We start from the raw sequence: 17,827 nt of genomic DNA, 5'->3' as shown, positions 1-17,827 counted from the left end.
ATGGGAATTGAATGGCTGAAACCGGGCGTGGTCCTCGGATCGCTCGTGTATGCGCTGATCGGCGTGGTGGTCTTCTGGATCTGCTTCTTGATCATCGACAAGATCACCCCCTATGACCTGTGGGGCGAGATCGTCGAGAAGCAGAACAGGGCGCTGGCGCTCGTCGTGGCCGCCATGTGCCTCGGCATCAGCGTCATCGTGGCCGCAGCAATCCATTGAGCGACGCGGCCCTGCCCGCGCGCACCCCGGATGCGCGGGGGCCGCAACCCGTGGAGATCGCGCTGCTCGCCAGCGTGTTCGTCGTCGCGGCCTGCGGCCTCGTCTACGAACTGAGCGCGGCCGCGCTGAGCTCCTACCTGCTCGGCGACTCGGTGCTGCAGTTCAGCACCATCATCGGCACCTACCTGTTCGCCATGGGCGTCGGCTCGTGGCTCTCGCGCTACTTCGACCGGCAGCTGCCGGCGCACTTCCTTCGCATCGAACTGCTCGTGGCGCTGATCGGCGGCGCGCTGCCGGCGATCCTGTTCCTGGCCAACGCCTACGTGCCGGGCGCGTTCCGGCTGCTGCTGTACGGCCTCGTGGTGGTGGTGGGCACGCTGGTGGGGCTCGAGATTCCGCTGGTGATGCGCATCCTCAAGCGCAACATCGTGCTCAAGGACCTCGTGTCGCAGGTGCTGACCTTCGACTACCTGGGCGCGCTCGCCGTGTCGGTCGCGTTCCCGCTGATCCTCGTGCCGCAGCTGGGCATGATCCGCACCGGCCTGCTGTTCGGCGTGATGAACGCCGCGGTGGCCGTGTGGGCGCTGTGGCTGTTCCGCCATGAGCTGCGCCGCGCCGGCGCGCACGCGGTGGCCTGCTTTCTCACGCTGGCCGCGCTCATCGGCGCCTTCTGGGGCGCGGACCACATCACCACGCTGGCGGAAGACAAGTTCTACCAGGACCGCATCGTCTTCAGCGCCAGCTCGCCCTACCAGCGCATCGTGGTCACGCGCGGCGCGCTGGGCCACCGGCTGTTCCTCAACGGCAACCTGCAGTTCGCCGAGCGCGACGAGTACCGCTACCACGAGGCGCTGGTGCACCCCGCGATGGCCGCGCACGGCGCGCCCAAGAAAGTCGCCGTGCTCGGCGGCGGCGACGGCATGGCGGTGCGCGAGATCCTCAAGTACCCCTCGGTCGAGTCGGTCACGCTGGTGGAGCTCGATCCGAACATGACGCAGCTCTTCACCACGCACGAGACGCTGGCCGCGCTCAACGGGCACGCGTTGTCGTCGCCGAAGGTGAAGGTCGTCAACACCGACGCGTTCCAGTGGCTGCAGCAGGAGGGCGACACCTTCGACGTCATCGTGGTCGACTTTCCCGATCCCACCAACTTCGCCATCGGCAAGCTCTACACCAACAGCTTCTACGCGCTGCTCGACCGGCGCCTGTCGGCCAGCGGCTACGCCGTGATCCAGACCACCTCGCCGCTGGTGGCGCGCAAGAGCTACTGGACCGTGGCGAGCACCATCGAGTCGGTCGGCCTGAAGGCCACGCCGTACCACGCGCACGTGCCCAGCTTCGGCGAATGGGGCTACATCATTGCGAGCCACCGGCCCTACCGGCAGCCCGACGCGCTGCCGGGCGGCATGCGCTTTCTGACGCCGGCAACGCTGCCTTTGATGTTCGACTTTCCGCTCGACATGGCACGCGTGCCGACCGAAGTGAACCGCCTGTCGAACCAGACCTTGGTCACCACTTATGAGCAGGAGTGGGGCAAGGTCATGGCTCACTGATATGGCTCGCCCCCAGGCTGCGCGCACTTCGTGTCGCTTCGCCAACCCCCTGCCGGGGGCAACACCTGCGGCCCGGCAAAGCCGGTTCCGCGGTGTTCCACGAAGGAACCGTGTGCCATGAGGCGTCGTGGCTTTCTTGGCGTCGCTGCCGGTGCAGGCGCTCTGGCGTTGGCCGGCTGCGAGGCGCCACCGCCGGTCATTGAAGGCGGCTTCACCGGCATCGATGTCGCGCGCGGCCACGCGATGCGCGACGGCGCGCTCAAGTCGCAGGCCCCGGCCACCGTCAGGCGCACGCGCGTCGTCATCGCGGGCGGCGGTGTCGCGGGCCTGGCGGCGGCGCGCGCGCTGCGCCTCGCGGGCATCGACGACTTCGCGCTGCTCGAACTCGAGGACACCGCCGGCGGCAACGCGCGCGGCGGCTCGGTCGGCGGCATCGCCTGCCCGCTCGGCGCGCACTACCTGCCCACGCCCGGCGACGACGCGCACGAGGTGCAGGACCTGCTCGAAGAACTCGGCCTGCGCCGCCGCGTGGCCGGCCGCTGGACCTACGACGAGCGCCACCTCTGCCACAGCCCGCAGGAGCGTCTGTTCTTCCGCGGCGAGTGGCAGGACGGGCTGCTGCCCGTGCACGACGTCGGCGCCGGCACGCAGGCGCAGTACCGCCGCTTCGCGCAGCGCATCGACGCGCTGCAGCACGCCGCCCACTTCGCCATTCCCACGCTGCGCTTCGCCGTCACGCCAGAGCTGCTCGCGCTCGACGCCCTGCCCTTCGCCGGCTGGCTCGACCGCGAAGGCTTCGACGACGCGCACCTGCGCTGGTACCTCGACTACTGCTGCCGCGACGACTACGGTGCCGGCATCGCGCAGGTGTCGGCCTGGGCCGGTATCCACTACTTCGCAAGCCGGCACGGCTTTCATGCGCCCGGTGATGCGAGCGGGAGCGTCAACGACACCAACCCCGACCGCGACGGCGTGCTCACCTGGCCCGAAGGCAACGGCTGGCTCACGAAGCAGCTGGCCGCGCCGCTGGGCGAGCGCCTGCGCACCGGGCAGGTCGTCACGCGCATCGCCGAAGGGCGTGCGGGTGTCGAGGTCGATGCGTGGGATGCCGCGTCGAAATCGATGGTGCGCTGGCAGGCCGAGCGCTGCATCGTCGCGCTACCCGTGTTCATCGCCGCGCGCGTGGTCGAGAACCCGCCGTCGCTGCTGACCAGCGCCGCCGCGCACGTGCGCTACGCCCCCTGGCTGGTCGCCAACGTGCACCTGCGCGGCCCGCTGGCCGACCGCGTCGGCGCCGCGCCGAGCTGGGACAACGTGATCTACGGCACGCGCGGCCTCGGGTATGTCGATGCGCGCCACCAGACGCTCGACCCCACGCCGCGTGGCACGGTGCTGAGCTGGTACCGCCCGCTGGGCCCGAGCGGCTACGACACCGGCGACGGCCGGCAGTTGCTGCTCGAGCGCCCATGGACCGCATGGCGCGACGAGCTGCTGGCCGAGCTGTCGGTGCCGCACCCCGACCTGCCCGCGCTCGCCACGCGCGTCGAGATCACGCGCTACGGACACGCCATGTCGATCCCGCGACCCGGGCTGCTCGCGCAGATCGGCGCGCACGGCGACCGCGTGGCCGCGGGCCGGCTGTCGTTCGCGCACGCGGACTGGTCGGGCTATTCGATCTTCGAGGAAGCCTTCACACGCGGCCACATCGCCGGAGCCAGCGTCGCATGAAGACGCTGGTACTCGGCGGCTATGGCAACTTCGGCGCACGCATCAGCCGCGCGCTGGCGCAGGACCCGGGCGTCGAGCTGTGGGTCGGCGGGCGCGACCTCGAACGGGCCACGGCCTTTGCGCAATCGCTGGGCGGCAGTGCACGCGGTGTGCGCGTCGATGCGCAGTCGCCCGACCTCGCGCAGGGCCTGGGCTTTCTGGGCGTCGACCTCGCCATCCACACCGCCGGCCCGTTCCAAGGCCAGGACTACCGCGTGCCGCAGGCCGTGGCAGCCGCCGGCGCGCACTACATCGACCTGGCCGACGGCCGACGCTTCGTCTGCGACTTTCCCGCCGCGATGGACGCGGCCTTCCGCCGCGCAGGCCGCATTGCCGTGGCCGGCGCCAGCACTGTGCCCGCGCTGTCGTCGGCGGTGGTCGATCACCTCGCCGCCGGCTGGCAAGGCATCCGCAGCATCGACATCTGCATCGCGCCGGCACAGGGCGCGCCGCGCGGCGAAGCCACGCTCGCGGGCGTGCTCGCCTACTGCGGTGCGCCGATCCGCGTCTGGCAGGGCGGCCGCTGGACCGAGCAGCCCGGCTGGGCGCATCCCGCGAAGGTGCAGTTCGCGCGCATGAAGCCGCGCCGCGGCGCCTTGTGCGACATCCCCGACCTCGAGCTCTTTCCCGCGCGCTACGCCGGCGTGCAGTCGGTCATGTTCCGCGCCGCACTCGAAGTCGGCCTGACCCAGCACGCCTTCGCCTTCCTGGCTTTCCTGCGTCGCACAGGCCTGCTGCGCGCACCGCAGAAGCTGGCGCCGCTGTTGCACGCGACGGGCGGTGTGTTCGATGCGTTCGGCACCGCGCTGGGCGGCATGGTGGTGCGGGTCGAAGGCACCGATGCGCACGGCGCCATCGCGCGCCGCGCCTGGCACATCGCGGCCGACGACAACCACGGCCCCGAGATTCCCTGCATGGCCGCCATCCTGCTGGCCCGCCGCCTCGCGCACGGCGAGGCCTTGCCGGTGGGCGCGCACGCCTGCGCCGGCCTGCTCACGCTGCCCGAGTTCGACCCCGAGTTCGCGCGCTGGGGCATGGTGACGGATGTGGTCGACGAAGGGGCGCCCGCGCCATGACGCGCCCTGCTGCTGCCGACGGCGACGACCGCCTGCTGCGCCTGAGCCTCGTCGCCGTCTGGCTCTTCACCGCCGTCGCCAGCATCGTCGAACTCGACGGCCAGAGCCGCCGTGTGCTGGCCGACGCGGGCATCGCCTCGCCGCCGTGGCTGGTGCAGGCGTTGATCGTCGGCGGCGCGGCGGCCGATCTGGCGGTCGGCCTGGCGCTGTGGCTGCGACCCGGCCGCACCGTCTACCTGGCCGCCTTCGCCCTGATGCTCGCCATGACGCTCGTGGCGACCGTGCTGCAACCGAGCCTGTGGCTGCACCCGCTCGGCCCGCTGCTCAAGAACCTGCCCATTGCCGCGCTGCTCTGGCACTTGTACCGACGCGCCACGCCATGAACACCTACCTCGTCCTCAAGTGGTTGCACATCGTCTCCAGCGTGCTGATGGTCGGCACGGGGCTGGGGTCGGCCTTCTACATGTTCTTTGCCAACCGCAGCGGCAGCGTGCCGGCGCAGGCGGTGGTGAGCCGGCTGGTGGTGCGCGCGGACTGGTGGTTCACCACGCCCACGGTGATCCTGCAGCCGGTCACCGGCTTCGCGCTGGCGCACCTGGCGGGCTGGCCGCTGTCGACGCCGTGGCTGGCGTTGTCGCTGGGGCTGTTCGCGTTCGCGGGGGCGTGCTGGCTGCCGGTGGTGTGGCTGCAGATCCGCATGGCGGCCCTGGCGGCACAGGCGCATCGCGAGGGCGCCGCGCTGCCGTCGCTGTATCTGCGCTACCAGCGCTACTGGGAACTGCTCGGCTACCCGGCCTTCGTGGCCATGGCCATCGTGTTCTGGTTGATGGTGAACAAGCCCGCACTTTCGTTCTGACGTTCGGGACGGACCGGTGCGCGGGCCCTGTGCGGTTTTCACGCAGACTTCACACACAGCGCCATGGCTTCACAGACCGGGCAGAGACTGTCAGGCGCCAACAAAAACATCGGGGGAGCGTCCATGCTTCAAGTTGCCAATCGAAAACTCGCGTCGCTCAGCGACGTGCTCTTCACCGGCCTCAGCCGTGTGCTCGGGTTCCTGCGTCCGCTGGCACGCGGACTCATCGGTTCCTGGCGACCCCCGGGGTGGCTGCGCATCGTGGGCGCCTTTCTTCTCTTCGGGCTGCAGTGGTTGCAGCAACGGCTGGCCTGGGTGGTGCTGCTGGCGCTGCTGGTGCTGGCCGGCTGGTTCGCCAGCCCGCAGGTGCTGAAGTGGTGGCACGGCCTCACGCCCGACCGCGTCGAGCCCGTCGTTTCCACCGCGCAGATCGTGCCGCCGCCGCGCACGCAGATCGAGAACGACAAGGGGCCGAACCCGGTCGTCATCAACTTCTCCGCCTCGGTCGCGCCCATCGCGCGCATCGGCCAGGAGGCGACCGGCGTCAGCATCGAGCCCGCCATTGCGGGGCGCTGGTCGTGGAGCAGCCAGAAGAAGCTCGAATTTCTTCCCGCGCAGGATTGGCCGGTCGGCCAGCCCTACAAGGTGCAGCTGGCGAAGGACGCGCTCGCGCCGCACATCGAGATCGAGCAGCGCAAGTACGAGTTCACCTCGCCCGAGTTCAACGCGCGCATCGCGGGCGCGGAGTTCTACCAGGACCCGGTGCAGGCCAACGTGCGGCGCGCGCTCTTCCAGGTGCGCTTCTCGCACCCGGTCAACACGGCCGAATTCGAAAAGCGCCTGGTGCTGACCTATGACCAGGCCTGCGGCACTTCGATCTTCAGCGTGGGCAAGTGCGCGAGCGAGAAGTTCACCGTCAGCTACGACAAGCTGCGCCTCACCGCCACCCTCCAGTCCGAGCCGCTGCCCATTCCCGAGAAGACGCGCCCCGTGGTGCTCAGCCTCACCTCCGGCGCGGTCGCGCAGAAGGGCGGCCCCGGCCAGCGCAGCGACCTCTCGCGCGCGGTCGACATCCCCGGCCTTTTCAGCCTCGACATCTCGAGCATCGACCCCACCATCGTCACGGGCGAGAACGGCGAGCCCGAGCATGTGATGCACGTCACCGCCTCGATGCCGGTGCACGAGCGCGAAATGGCGCGTGTGGTGCAGGCCTGGCTGCTGCCTGCCACGGAAGAAGCCAAGGGCGACCCGGAAGAAAAGTTCGACTGGTCCGCCGACCCCTCGAAGGTCACCGACGCCGTGCTGCGCCGCGCGAAGAAGATCAATCTGCAGCCCATCGCCAGCGAACGCGAAGTGACCGAGATGGTCAGCTTCCGCCTCCCGCAAGCCGAGGGCGGCCGCTACCTGCTGGTGCGTGTGGCCAAGGGCCTGAAGACGCCGGGCGGCTATCAGCTCGGCGCGGCGCGGCAGGACGTTCGATTGCTCAAGACCTTCGCGCCCGAGCTCACCATCATGAGCCAGGGTTCGCTGCTCGCACTTTCCGGTGAACGCAAGCTGCCGATCCTGGTGCGCGACCTGCCCGGCATCCGCCTGGAAATCGGGCGCCTGCTGCCGCAGCAGCTGCAGCACCTGGTCACGCAGACCAACGGCGACTTCGCACATCCGCAATTCAACAGCGGCCTGCAGTCGGACAACCTCGTCGACCGCTTCCAGAAGGAGATTCCGCTCAGCATTCCCGCCGGCAAGGCGCACTACGAGACCGTCGATTTCGCCGAGTACCTGCGCAGCGACGTGGCCGACCGCCGCGGCGTGTTCCTGCTCGAGGTGCAGGGCTTCGACCCCAAGGCCAAGAAGAAGGCCGAAGGCGATGCGACGCAGGCCCAATCCGAAGAGGAACAACAGGAAGAACAGCCCTCGGAAGGCGAAGGCGACCCCGAAAGCGGCAACCCCGAAGACCAGAAGGACCAGCGCCTGGTGCTCGTCACCGACCTGGGCATCGTCGCCAAGAAGTCGCTCGACGGCACGCGCGACGTGTTCGTGCAGAGCATCGCCAACGGCCAGCCCGTGGCCGGTGCGCTGGTCGAGGTGTGGGGCCGCAACGGCATGATCGTCGCGTCGCAATCCACCGACGCCACGGGCGCTGCCAAGCTGCCCAACCTCGCCGGCTACCAGCGCGAGAAAGCGCCCGTGGTGCTGGTGGTGCGCAAGGACGGCGACCTGAGCTTCCTGCCCTTCAACCGCAGCGACCGCACGCTCGACATCTCGCGCTTCGATGTCGGCGGCCTGCGCGCGGCCGGCGTGCCGAACCAGATGACCGCCTACGTGTTCAGCGACCGCGGCATCTACCGCCCGGGCGACACCATGCACATCGCGATGATGGTCAAGGCCGGCAACTGGGCCACGTCGCTGCGCGACCTGCCGCTCGAGGCCGAGATCATCGACGCGCGCGGACTCAGCGTGCGCCGGGAGAAGCTCAAGCTCGGCCCCGGCGGCGCGGCGGAAATCGCCCACGCCACGCAGGACACCTCGCCCACCGGCAACTACACCGTCAACCTCTACCTGCCGCGCGAATCCTCGCCCGGCAACCCCGAGGTGCAGGGCCTGCTGATCGGCAGCACCACGGTGAAGGTGCAGGAGTTCCTGCCCGACCGCACCAAGGTCGTCGCCAAGCTCAGCAGCGAAGTGGCCGAGGGCTGGGTCAGGCCCAAGGACCTGAAGGCGCTCATCGATGTGCAGAACCTCTTCGGCACGCCCGCGCCCGACCGCAAGGTCGAAGGCACGCTCACGCTGAGTCCGGCCTTCCCGGTGTTCCGCGCGTTCGCCGACTACGCCTTCTTCGATCCGCAGCGCGCCACCGAGAAACAGGTCGACGACCTGGGCAGCGTGCAGACCAGCGCCGAAGGCAAGGCCGAGTTCGACCTGCGCCTCTCGCGCTTCGATGCGGCCACCTACCAGGTGCACGTGCTCGCCAAGGCCTTCGAGCCCGAGGGCGGGCGCAGCGTTTCGGCCGAGGCGCAGACGCTGGTGAGCGACATGCCCTACCTCGTGGGCGCGAAGGTCGATGGCGACACCAGCTACGTGAGCAAGGGCGCCGCGCGCAATGCGACCGTGATCGCGATCGACCCGCAGGCGAAGAAGACGGCCGTGGACGCCCTGAAGATCGAGCGCGTGGAGCGCAAGGTGCTGTCGGTGCTCGTGAAGCAGGACAACGGCCTTTACCGCTACGAATCGCGCAAGAAGGAAATCGTGATCGACGAGAAGCCGCTGGCCATCGTCGCGGCCGGCAACACCATTGCGCTGAACACCTCCACGCCCGGCAACTTCGCTTATGTGGTGCGCAATGCCGGCGGGCTGGAGCTGAACCGCGTCGAGTACAGCGTGGCGGGCAACGCGAACGTCTCGCGCTCGCTGGACCGTAACGCCGAACTGCAGCTCACGCTCGACCGCAAGGACTACGAGCCGGGCCAGGAGATCGAGGTGAGCATCCGCGCGCCGTACGTGGGCGCGGGCCTCATCACCATCGAGCGCGACAAGGTCTATGCCCACGCATGGTTCAAGACCGACAAGACCGCCTCGGTGCAGAAGATCGTGCTGCCCAAGGACTTCGAGGGCACCGGCTACATCAACGTGCACTTCGTGCGCGACCCGGCCTCGGACGAGGTTTACATGAGCCCGCTGTCGTACGGCGTCGTGCCCTTCGCGACCAGCCTGGCCAAGCGCACCGCCAACCTGCAGCTCACCAGCAGCGAACTCGTGAAGCCCGGGCAGACGGTGAAGATGAAGCTCACCAGCGACAAGCCCACGCGCGCTGTGCTGTTCGCGGTGGACGAAGGCATCCTGCAGGTGGCGCGCTACAAGACGCCCGATCCGCTCAAGCACTTCTTCCAGAAGCGCGCGCTCGAAGTGGGCACCCTGCAGACGCTCGACCTGATCCTGCCGGAGTTCAAGAAGCTCATGCAGGGTGCAGCGCCCGGCGGCGATGGCGAAGGCGAGCTCGGCAAGCACCTGAACCCGTTCAAGCGCAAGCGCGACAAGCCGGTGGCCTACTGGTCGGGGCTGGTCGATGTGAACGGCAGCCGCGAGTTCAGCTACACCGTGCCCGAGAGTTTCAACGGCAGCCTGCGTGTGATGGCCGTCGCGGTGAACGACGAGACCACCGCCGCCAAGAGCACCCGCACCGTGGTGCGCGGCGACATGGTGATATTGCCGAACGCACCGCTCGCGATGGCGCCCGGCGACACGGTCGAAGTGGGCGTGGGCCTCGCGAACAACATCGTGGGGTCGGGCAAGGACGTGCCCATTGCGCTCACGCTCACCGCCTCGGGCGGGCTCGAAGTGGTGGGCGATGCGACGCAGACGCTCAAGGTCAACGAGCGCGGCGAAGCGAGCACCAGGTTCAACGTGCGCGCCAAGCCGGGCGAGCAGGCGGTGCTGGGTTCGTCGGCGCTGGTGTTCACCTCGACGCACGAGACCTTCAGCGCGCGCCTGTCGACCGAGGTGAGCGTGCGGCCTGCATCGCCGTTCGTCACGCTGGTGCAGGCGGGCAGCTTCCAGCGCGCGGGCGAGCTGAGCAGCAAGGCCGACCTGTATCCGAACTTCCGCAAGAGCGATGTCGCGGTGTCCGCCGCGCCGTGGGCCTTCGCGACCGGCCTCATGCAGTACCTGGAGGTGTACCCGCACGGCTGCACCGAGCAGATCACGAGCCAGACCTTCCCGGCCGTGCTGCTGTCGGGCCGCCCTGAGCTGGTGAAGGAAATGGCGCGCGGCCGCACGCCCGAGCAGGGCCCGATGCCCGAGGCGCGCAAGACCTTCGAGCGCTACCTCGTGCAGCTGCGCGCACGGCAGACGGCCGACGGCGGCTTCTCGCTGTGGCCCGGCGCGGGCACCGATGCCTTCGCCACGCTCTACGCAGTGCACCTGCTGATCGAAGCCAAGGACCACAAGCTGCCCGTGCCGCAGGACCTGCTGCAGAAGGCCAACACCTACCTGCAAGGCTGGCTTGGCAGCGGCGACACCTCGCTCGACGGCTGGCGCCAGCGCACGCAAGCGGCCTACCTGCTCACGCGCCAGGGCATCATCGCGCCGGCTGCATTGGCCAACCTGCGCGAAGCGTGGCGCAATAAGCAGACGCAAGGCTGGAGCGACGACCTGGGCGCCGTGTACCTCGCCGCGAGCTACCAGCTCGTGAAGCAGGAGCAGGTCGCCAACGAGCTGCTCAACCCGGTGTGGTCCGACCTGCTCGCGCGCACCGAAAAGAAGCAGCGCCGCAACGTGTGGGGCGCGTACTACGACCCGCTGGTGCACGACAGCATGACGCTGCACCTGGTGGGCCGCCACTTCCCTTCGCGCCTGAAGACGCTGAAGCCCGAAGTGTGGGAAGGCATGGGCGCGATGGTGCGCGACGGTTGGTACAACAGCCTGTCGTCGGCCTCGATGCTGCTTGCGGTCGATGCGTACTTCGAAGCGGTGGCGCAGAACGCCGAGGGCAAGCTCACGGCGCAGAGCGTCAACGCGCAAGGGCAGGCCGCGGCACTCGCGCTGGGCTCGGTGAACCCGATCACGCGCGCTGCGGTGCCCACCGGCACGGCCAAGCTCAAGCTGTCGAACGACAGCGACTTCAACCTGTACTACAGCTGGGCCGAACAGGGCTTCGAGCGCAATGTGCCCACCACGCCGGTGAACCAGGGCCTGGAGATCTTCCATGAAGTGCTCGATGCCAAGGGCAACCCGATCACCAAGGCCAAGCTCGGCGAAGAGGTCACGGTGCGGGTGCGCGTGCGCAGCCTGGAGCGCGCACAGCTCAACGACGTGGCGCTGGTCGACCTGCTGCCCGGCGGCCTGGAGCCGGTGCTGCAGGCCGTGGGCGACGACGAGGAAGCCAATGCCGATGCGCCGATCTGGAAGAAGCGCCTCGGCGGCGGCGGTTCGTGGAAGGTGCAGTACGCCGACATCCGCGAAGACCGCGTGGTGTTCTACGGCACCGTCGACAAGAACCTGCTCGAAGTGACCTACAAGGCGCGGGCGACCAACGTCGGCGACTTCGTGGTGCCGGCGGCGTATGGCGAGGCGATGTACGACCGGCGCGTGTATTCGCGCTCGGCGGGTGCGCGCTTCCAGGTCGTCGCGAACTGACGCAGGGCAGCGGAGGCCGTCATGCGCTTCAGCGTGAAGTTGGGAAGGCTCCGCAAGCCTGCGCTGTGGGCGCTGGCGGTTGTCGTCCTGCTCGCGCTGTTGCGCCTGTGGCCGCACGCCCCGCTCAGCGAAACCGTCGGCAGTTCGCGCGCCGTGTACGCGCAAGGCGGAGAGCTGCTGCGCCTGACCCTCGCAAGCGACGAGCAATACCGCCTCTGGGTGCCGCTCGACCGCATCTCGCCGACGCTGGTCGATGCGGTGCTGCTGTACGAAGACCGCCGCTTCTACGCGCACCCCGGCGTCAACCCCGCCGCGCTCGCGCGCAGCGCGTGGCGCATCGCCAGCGGCGAACGCAGGCAGGGCGGCTCGACGCTCACGATGCAGCTCGCGCGGCGTGTCTACGGCATCGACAGCCGCACGGCCATGGGCAAGATCGCGCAGATCGGCGCGGCGCTCTGGCTCGAAGCGCGTTTCGGCAAGCGCGAGATCCTCGAGGCGTACCTCAACACCGCGCCCTACGGCGGCAACATCGAAGGCGTGCAGGCCGCGAGCCTCATCTACTTCCGCAAGGACGCGGCCAAGCTCAGCCTGCCCGAGGCGCTGACGCTCGCGGTGATTCCGCAGAACCCCGTCAAGCGCATCGCCGAGCGCGGTCGCAATGCCGAGCTGCAGTCGGCACGCGAACGTTTGTGGGCGCTGTGGGCCGAGCGCGATCCGACCGCGAAGCAGCATGCGCCGGATGCGCAGCTCGCGCTCTCGGCGCAGTCGCGCGGCAGCCTCCCTTTTCTCGCGCCGCACGCCACCGACATGCTGCTCGCGCAGGAGCGCGGCGTGCAGGAAGTGCGCACCACCATCGACCTGCGCATGCAGGCCACGCTCGAACGCGTGATGGGCCAGTACCTGCGCACGCACGCCGATGTGGGCATGACCAACGCGAGCGCACTGCTGCTCGACGCCTCGACCATGCAGGTGCGCGCGCTGATCGGTTCGGCCGACTGGCACAACGATGCCATCGCGGGGCAGGTCAACGGCACGCAGGCCAAGCGCTCGCCGGGGTCCACACTCAAGCCCTTCATCTACGCACTCGCGCTCGACCAGGGCTTGCTGCATCCGAAGACGATGCTGAAGGACGCACCCACCTCCTTCGGTCCCTACACGCCCGAGAACTTCGACCACCGCTTCGCTGGCCCGCTGCCCGCGCAGGAAGCGTTGATCCGCAGTCGCAACATCCCCGCGGTGGCCGTCGCTGCGAAGCTGTCGAAGCCGGGGCTCTACGACTTCATGCGGCTTGCGGGCGTGCAGAAGCTGCAGAGCGAATCGCACTACGGCCTCGCGCTGGTGCTGGGCGGCGGAGAGGTCACGCCCGAGGAGCTTGCGGGTCTCTACGCCACGCTGGCGAACGGCGGCATCTCGCAACCGCTGCGCTACACGCAGCCCGCGCCCGACGAGCGGCCGGTGCAGCCGCTGCGCCTCTTGAGCGAAGAGGCCTCGTTCATCACGCTGGACATGCTGCGCCACACGCCGCGCCCCGACACCACGCTGCCAGCGCGCCCCGCCATTGCATGGAAGACGGGCACCTCGTGGGGCTTTCGCGATGCGTGGACCGCGGGCGTGTTCGGCCGCCACGTGCTCGTGGTGTGGGTCGGCAACTTCGATGGCACGAGCAACCCCGCGCTGGTGGGCGTCGATGCGGCCGCGCCGCTGTTCCTGCGCATGGTCGATGCGCTGCGCGCGGAGCGGCTCGACCCTGGCGAGATCGCGACGCGCCAGCCGCCCGACCTGCGCCAAGTCGAGGTGTGCACCGCGACGGGCGGGCTGCCCGATGCGCTGTGCCCGGTGCGCACCACCACATGGTTCATCGCCGGCAAGTCGCCGATCCAGGTGAGCAACCTGCACCGCGCCGTGTGGGTCGATGAAACCACCGGCAAGGTGGTGTGCGGGCCGCAGCCCAACGCGCGCCAGCAGGTGGTCGAGCAATGGGGCAGCGACATGCGGCGGCTGTTCCGCCAGGCGGGCCTGCCGCGCGCAAGCCTGCCGACCGACGGCTGCGAGAAGGGCGAGGCTTCGGAGACGGCGCCGCTCATTACATCGCCCTTGCGCGGCGTGCGGCACACGCTGCGCGTGAAGAAGCCCGAGCCGCTCGTGCTGCGCGCCGAAGCCGCGGCGGGCACGCAGACGATCTACTGGTTCGCTGACGACGCCCTGGTCGGCAAGGCCGCGCCCGGCGAAGGCATCACCTGGATGCCGGACATGGCCGATTCGGGCCGGCGCTACGTGCTGCGCGCGGTCGATGACCAGGGCCGCGCCGAGTCGCGTGAAGTGACGGTGGACATCGCACCTTGAAGCCGGTGGATGTCACGGCGCCGTCACGCGCAATCGGCATGGTCTCGCGTTTCGACTGAAACCTTTCTTCTGCCCATGACGCGTCTCGCTTCCCTCTCCTTCATCGCCCTGGCCACCGCACTCGCCTGCGGCGGCGCGGCCGCACAGACCGCCTTCCCCGCCACGCTCTCCGGCCACGCCGTGCTGCCCGCGCAGAGCTTCGTCGCCGCCCCGAAAGACGCGCCGGCCGACCTGCAGGTCAGCGGCAAGTTCACCTCGGGCAAGCGCGTCGAGGCGCTGGGCACGGTCGAAGGCCTCTCGGCCGGCCGCGGCACTGGCGTGTCCGTGCCCTTCAAGGGCCAGCCGCTGCAAGGGCACTCGGGCATCAAGAAGATGGACGACGGCACGTTCTGGATCCTCACCGACAACGGCGCCGGCGCGAAGGCCAACTCGCCCGACTTCATGCTCTACCTGAACCACTACAAGGTGGACTTCAAGAGCGGCAAGTTCAATCGCATCAACACCATCTTCCTGCACGACCCCGACAAGAAGGTGCCGTTCCGCATCGTTCACGAAGGCACGAAGCAGCGCTACCTGACGGGCTCGGACTTCGATCCCGAGAGCTTCCAGTTCGCCGGTGGCGCGCTGTGGATCGGCGAGGAGTTCGGCCCCTTCCTGATCAAGGCCGACCTGAAGGGCAAGGTGCTCGCGGTGTTCGACACGCAGGTGGACGGCAAGGCCGTGCGCTCGCCCGATCACCCCGCGGTCACCACGCCGGGCGCGCCGGGCGGCGCGGTCGACTTCCAGATCAAACGCTCCAAGGGCTTCGAAGGCATGGCTTCGTCCAAGGACGGCAGCAAGCTCTATGCGCTGCTCGAAGGCCCGGTGTGGAACGCCGAGGCCAAGGACTACGAGAAGGTCGACGGCAAGGAAGCGCTGCGCGTGCTGGAGTTCGACGTGGCCTCCGAAAAATGGACGGGCCGCCATTGGAAATACGTGCTCGAAGCCAACGGCCACGCCATCGGCGACTTCAACATGATCGACGGCACCACCGGCCTCATCATCGAGCGCGACAACGGCGAAGGCACGTCTGACAAGGCCTGCCCCGAAGGCCAGAAGCGCGCCGACTGCTTCCATGACATCGCGAAGTTCAAGCGCGTCTACAAGGTCGAGCTGAGCGACGCGAACGTGGGCGGCGCGGTGCGCAAGATCGGCTACATCGACCTGCTGAACATCGCCGACCCGAACAAGCTCGCGCGCAAGCCGCTGAACGACGGCGTGCTGAAATTCCCGTTCTTCACCATCGAGAACGTCGACGTGGTCGATGCCACGCACATCGTGGTCGGCAACGACAACAACCTGCCCTTCTCCAGCAGCCGCGAGCCGAACAAGGCCGACGACAACGAGCTGGTGCTGCTCGAGGCCGGCGCGTTGCTGCAGGCGAAGTAAGGCGTACGGCGGCGCCCGCCTTTCAAGGCCCCGCTCGCGGGATGGGCGGGGGCGAGAAAAACCGAGAAGATGAGTATGATTCTCATTCTCCAGGTTTTCCCTCTCCCTCTGTCCCATGAATTTCCGAACGACCTCGCACGTCGTCCGGCGCCCGTCGTGAGCGCCGGCCTCCGCTACCGGATGGGCGTCGCGTCGCGAGCCGTCGCCGCCATCGCGGGCGGCTACGGCGTCGCCGCGCTGTCGGCCGCCGTGCTCGCGCTGGGCCTGCCCGCCCTCTTCGACATGGCGCGCAGCGAAGCCGCGCTGACCGGCACGCTGGCCTCCTTCCTCGTCTATGCCGTGGCCGTGATGTGGGTCTTCGCGGCGCGCTCGGCGTGGCGCGCCTGGACCGGCCTTGCCATCGCGGCGGCGTTGCAGGGCCTGCTCTTGCTGCTGTGGACGCAGGGCGGCGGAGGTGCCGCATGAAGGAAGGATTCCGTCAGTCGATGGCCTGGCTGCACACCTGGTCGGGCCTGCTGGTCGGCTGGGTGCTCTTCATGGTGTTCGTGGCCGGCACGGCCTCGTACTTCAAGGACGAGATCACCTTCTGGATGAAGCCGGAGCTGCACGCCGTGTCGCACGCCAGCGTGGCCCAGCCGGTCGCGGCCGAGCACGCGGTGGCCTACCTGGAGCGCAACGCGGGCAACGCGGCGCGCTGGTTCATCACGCTGCCGACCGCGCGCGAGCCGTCGGTCAGCCTGCTGTGGCTCAAGCCCCCGCCGCCGGCCGGTTCGCCGCCCGTGGACCGACGCCGCAGTTTCGACCGCGCCATGCTCGACCCGGCCACGGGCCAGGCGATCACCGCGCCGCGCGAGACGCGCGGCGGCGAGTTCTTCTACCGCCTGCATTTCGACCTGCACTACATGCCCGCGCTCTGGGCCCGCTGGATCGTCGGCTTCTGCGCGATGTTCATGCTCGTGGCCATCGTCAGCGGCATCGTCACGCACAAGCGCATCTTCAAGGACTTCTTCACCTTCCGCCCGAAGAAGGGCCAGCGCTCGTGGCTCGACGCGCACAACGTCACCGCCGTGCTCGCGCTGCCGTACCACGCCATGATCACCTACACCGGGCTGGTCACGCTGATGTTCATGTACATGCCGTGGGGGCCGCAGGTGGCCTACAAGGCGCACGGCGGCAACGACACCTTCTTCGCCGAGGCCTTCCCGGGTGGCGTGCGCACGCAGATCAAGGCCTCGGGCACCAAGGCCGCGCTGGCGCCCCTCGCGCCCATGGTGGCGCAGGCCACGGCCCACTGGGACGGCGCGCCCGTGGGCCGCATCGTGGTGCATCAGCCGAACGACGCCAACGCCGTGGTCTCGCTCACGCGGGCCGAAGGCCGGCACCTGTCGTACGACCAGCCCAGCATGCAGTTCAACGGCACGACCGGCGCGCTCATCGGCACCTTCGGCGACGTGCCCAAGGCCGCGGCCGAGACGCGCGGCGTGCTCTACGGCCTGCACATCGGCCGTTTCGCCGATCCGCTGTTGCGCGCGCTGTTCTTCGTCTCGGGCCTGGCGGGCTGCCTGATGGTGGCCACGGGCCTCTTGCTGTGGGCCGTGAAGGAGCGTCAGAAATACGCCAAGACCCTCAAGCAGGGCGGGCGCATCGGCGTCGGCCTGCGGCTCGTCGACGGGCTGAACCTCGGCGCGATCGCCGGCCTGCCCGTGGCCATGGCCGCTTTCTTCTGGGCCAACCGCCTGCTGCCGGTCGACGTGGCCGGCCGCAACGAGGCCGAGATCCGCTGGTTCTTCATCGTCTGGGGCGCCACCGCCGTGCTGGGCCTGCTGCGCCCGACCCTGCGCATGTGGCAGGCGCAGCTCGCGCTCGGCGCGCTGCTGTTCGTGCTGCTGCCGGTGCTCAATGCCTTCACCGGCCCTGCGCCGCTCACCGTGAGCCTGCGCACCGGCCCGAGCTCGGTGGCGGGCTTCGACCTCGTGGCGATCGCGCTCGGCCTGGGGTTGGCGGGTGCGACCTGGCTGGTGGAGCGCAAGCGCCGCAAGGCGCTGGCCGCGCCGAAGAAAGCCGTCAAGCCGCCGCCGACAGAACTCGCTGCGTCGGGTCAGGGATCGTGATGCCGCTGCTCGGGTTGGTGTTCGCCGCCTCGCTGGCCGGCTTCTGCGCGCTGAGCCTCGCGATGGACCGTCACAGCGAAGACGTCTTCGGCCGCGGCAGCACGCCGAGCGCCTGGCGCCGATGGCTGCAGCTCGGGGGCACGGCGTTGCTGTGCCTGTCGCTGTGGGCCAGCCTGGAGGCGGCGGGCGGGTCGGTGGGATGGGTGCTGTGGCTCGGAGCGCTGACTGCGGCGGCGCTGGCGACGGTGGGGCTGTTGAGCGGGTTGCCGCATCGCTTTCACTGGATCGCGTCTGCAGCAGGGGGCGTTGCGTTTCTCAGTCTGCTGTTCTGCCTGTGATCGC

12 protein-coding genes are annotated in these 17,827 nt (G+C 69.2%); all 12 read left to right on the top strand.

All coding sequences use genetic code 11. The features are described from left to right. The gene (locus tag FFI97_RS28495; RefSeq protein WP_062473571.1) at window positions 1-219 is read left to right on the top strand and encodes a DUF350 domain-containing protein; all 219 of its coding nucleotides are present in this window, start codon (window positions 1-3) and stop codon (window positions 217-219) included. Beyond that, window positions 216-1,772: a polyamine aminopropyltransferase gene (locus FFI97_RS28490; protein ID WP_370680733.1), complete on the top strand. Its 1,557-nt coding sequence runs from the start codon at window positions 216-218 to the stop codon at window positions 1,770-1,772. Before FFI97_RS28495 ends, FFI97_RS28490 begins: the two co-directional genes overlap by 4 nt. A 117-nt stretch (window positions 1,773-1,889) precedes the next feature. Further along, window positions 1,890-3,500 carry an FAD-dependent oxidoreductase gene (locus FFI97_RS28485; RefSeq protein ID WP_139702940.1) on the top strand — a complete coding sequence of 537 codons (1,611 nt, stop codon included), beginning with the start codon at window positions 1,890-1,892 and terminating at the stop codon, window positions 3,498-3,500. Continuing rightward, on the top strand, window positions 3,497-4,615 hold the full coding sequence (locus FFI97_RS28480) for a saccharopine dehydrogenase family protein (protein ID WP_139702939.1): 1,119 nt from the start codon (window positions 3,497-3,499) through the stop codon (window positions 4,613-4,615). The genes FFI97_RS28485 and FFI97_RS28480 overlap by 4 nt, the downstream gene beginning before the upstream one ends. Next, window positions 4,612-4,998: a DoxX-like family protein gene (locus tag FFI97_RS28475; protein WP_139702938.1), complete on the top strand. Its 387-nt coding sequence runs from the start codon at window positions 4,612-4,614 to the stop codon at window positions 4,996-4,998. Before FFI97_RS28480 ends, FFI97_RS28475 begins: the two co-directional genes overlap by 4 nt. Continuing rightward, on the top strand, window positions 4,995-5,471 hold the full coding sequence (locus FFI97_RS28470) for a DUF2269 family protein (RefSeq protein WP_139702937.1): 477 nt from the start codon (window positions 4,995-4,997) through the stop codon (window positions 5,469-5,471). Before FFI97_RS28475 ends, FFI97_RS28470 begins: the two co-directional genes overlap by 4 nt. A 123-nt stretch (window positions 5,472-5,594) precedes the next feature. Next, window positions 5,595-11,603 (top strand): alpha-2-macroglobulin, encoded by a 6,009-nt coding sequence (locus tag FFI97_RS28465; protein ID WP_139702936.1) that lies wholly within the window; start codon window positions 5,595-5,597, stop codon window positions 11,601-11,603. A 21-nt stretch (window positions 11,604-11,624) separates the two neighbouring features. Then, window positions 11,625-13,946: a penicillin-binding protein 1C gene (gene pbpC, locus FFI97_RS28460; RefSeq protein ID WP_139702935.1), complete on the top strand. Its 2,322-nt coding sequence runs from the start codon at window positions 11,625-11,627 to the stop codon at window positions 13,944-13,946. 75 nt (window positions 13,947-14,021) lie between these two features. Further along, complete coding sequence (locus FFI97_RS28455) at window positions 14,022-15,374, top strand: esterase-like activity of phytase family protein (protein WP_139702934.1); 1,353 nt, start codon at window positions 14,022-14,024, stop codon at window positions 15,372-15,374. A 156-nt stretch (window positions 15,375-15,530) separates the two neighbouring features. Next, window positions 15,531-15,839, top strand: coding sequence for a DUF3649 domain-containing protein (locus tag FFI97_RS28450; RefSeq protein ID WP_409574656.1), 309 nt, complete (start codon window positions 15,531-15,533; stop codon window positions 15,837-15,839). Next, window positions 15,836-17,485, top strand: a complete 1,650-nt coding sequence (locus FFI97_RS28445; protein ID WP_139702933.1) for a PepSY-associated TM helix domain-containing protein — start codon at window positions 15,836-15,838, stop codon at window positions 17,483-17,485. The genes FFI97_RS28450 and FFI97_RS28445 overlap by 4 nt, the downstream gene beginning before the upstream one ends. Beyond that, window positions 17,485-17,823 carry a DUF3325 domain-containing protein gene (locus tag FFI97_RS28440; protein ID WP_260685221.1) on the top strand — a complete coding sequence of 113 codons (339 nt, stop codon included), beginning with the start codon at window positions 17,485-17,487 and terminating at the stop codon, window positions 17,821-17,823. The genes FFI97_RS28445 and FFI97_RS28440 overlap by 1 nt, the downstream gene beginning before the upstream one ends. Window positions 17,824-17,827 lie beyond the last annotated feature (4 nt).

Origin of the sequence: Variovorax sp. KBS0712, assembly GCF_006323185.2 — a bacterium.
Taxonomy (GTDB): domain Bacteria; phylum Pseudomonadota; class Gammaproteobacteria; order Burkholderiales; family Burkholderiaceae_C; genus Variovorax; species Variovorax boronicumulans.
The sequence above is the reverse complement of the archived record's forward strand: the minus strand, read 5'-3'. Positions and strand labels throughout refer to the sequence as shown.

Coding starts and splice junctions, on each gene's coding strand:
- FFI97_RS28495 (WP_062473571.1), top strand. CDS start 1: ATGGGAATTGAATGGCTGAAACCGGGCGTGGTCCTCGGATCGCTCGTG.
- FFI97_RS28485 (WP_139702940.1), top strand. CDS start 1,890: ATGAGGCGTCGTGGCTTTCTTGGCGTCGCTGCCGGTGCAGGCGCTCTG.
- FFI97_RS28480 (WP_139702939.1), top strand. CDS start 3,497: ATGAAGACGCTGGTACTCGGCGGCTATGGCAACTTCGGCGCACGCATC.
- FFI97_RS28475 (WP_139702938.1), top strand. CDS start 4,612: ATGACGCGCCCTGCTGCTGCCGACGGCGACGACCGCCTGCTGCGCCTG.
- FFI97_RS28470 (WP_139702937.1), top strand. CDS start 4,995: ATGAACACCTACCTCGTCCTCAAGTGGTTGCACATCGTCTCCAGCGTG.
- FFI97_RS28465 (WP_139702936.1), top strand. CDS start 5,595: ATGCTTCAAGTTGCCAATCGAAAACTCGCGTCGCTCAGCGACGTGCTC.
- pbpC (WP_139702935.1), top strand. CDS start 11,625: ATGCGCTTCAGCGTGAAGTTGGGAAGGCTCCGCAAGCCTGCGCTGTGG.
- FFI97_RS28455 (WP_139702934.1), top strand. CDS start 14,022: ATGACGCGTCTCGCTTCCCTCTCCTTCATCGCCCTGGCCACCGCACTC.
- FFI97_RS28445 (WP_139702933.1), top strand. CDS start 15,836: ATGAAGGAAGGATTCCGTCAGTCGATGGCCTGGCTGCACACCTGGTCG.
- FFI97_RS28440 (WP_260685221.1), top strand. CDS start 17,485: ATGCCGCTGCTCGGGTTGGTGTTCGCCGCCTCGCTGGCCGGCTTCTGC.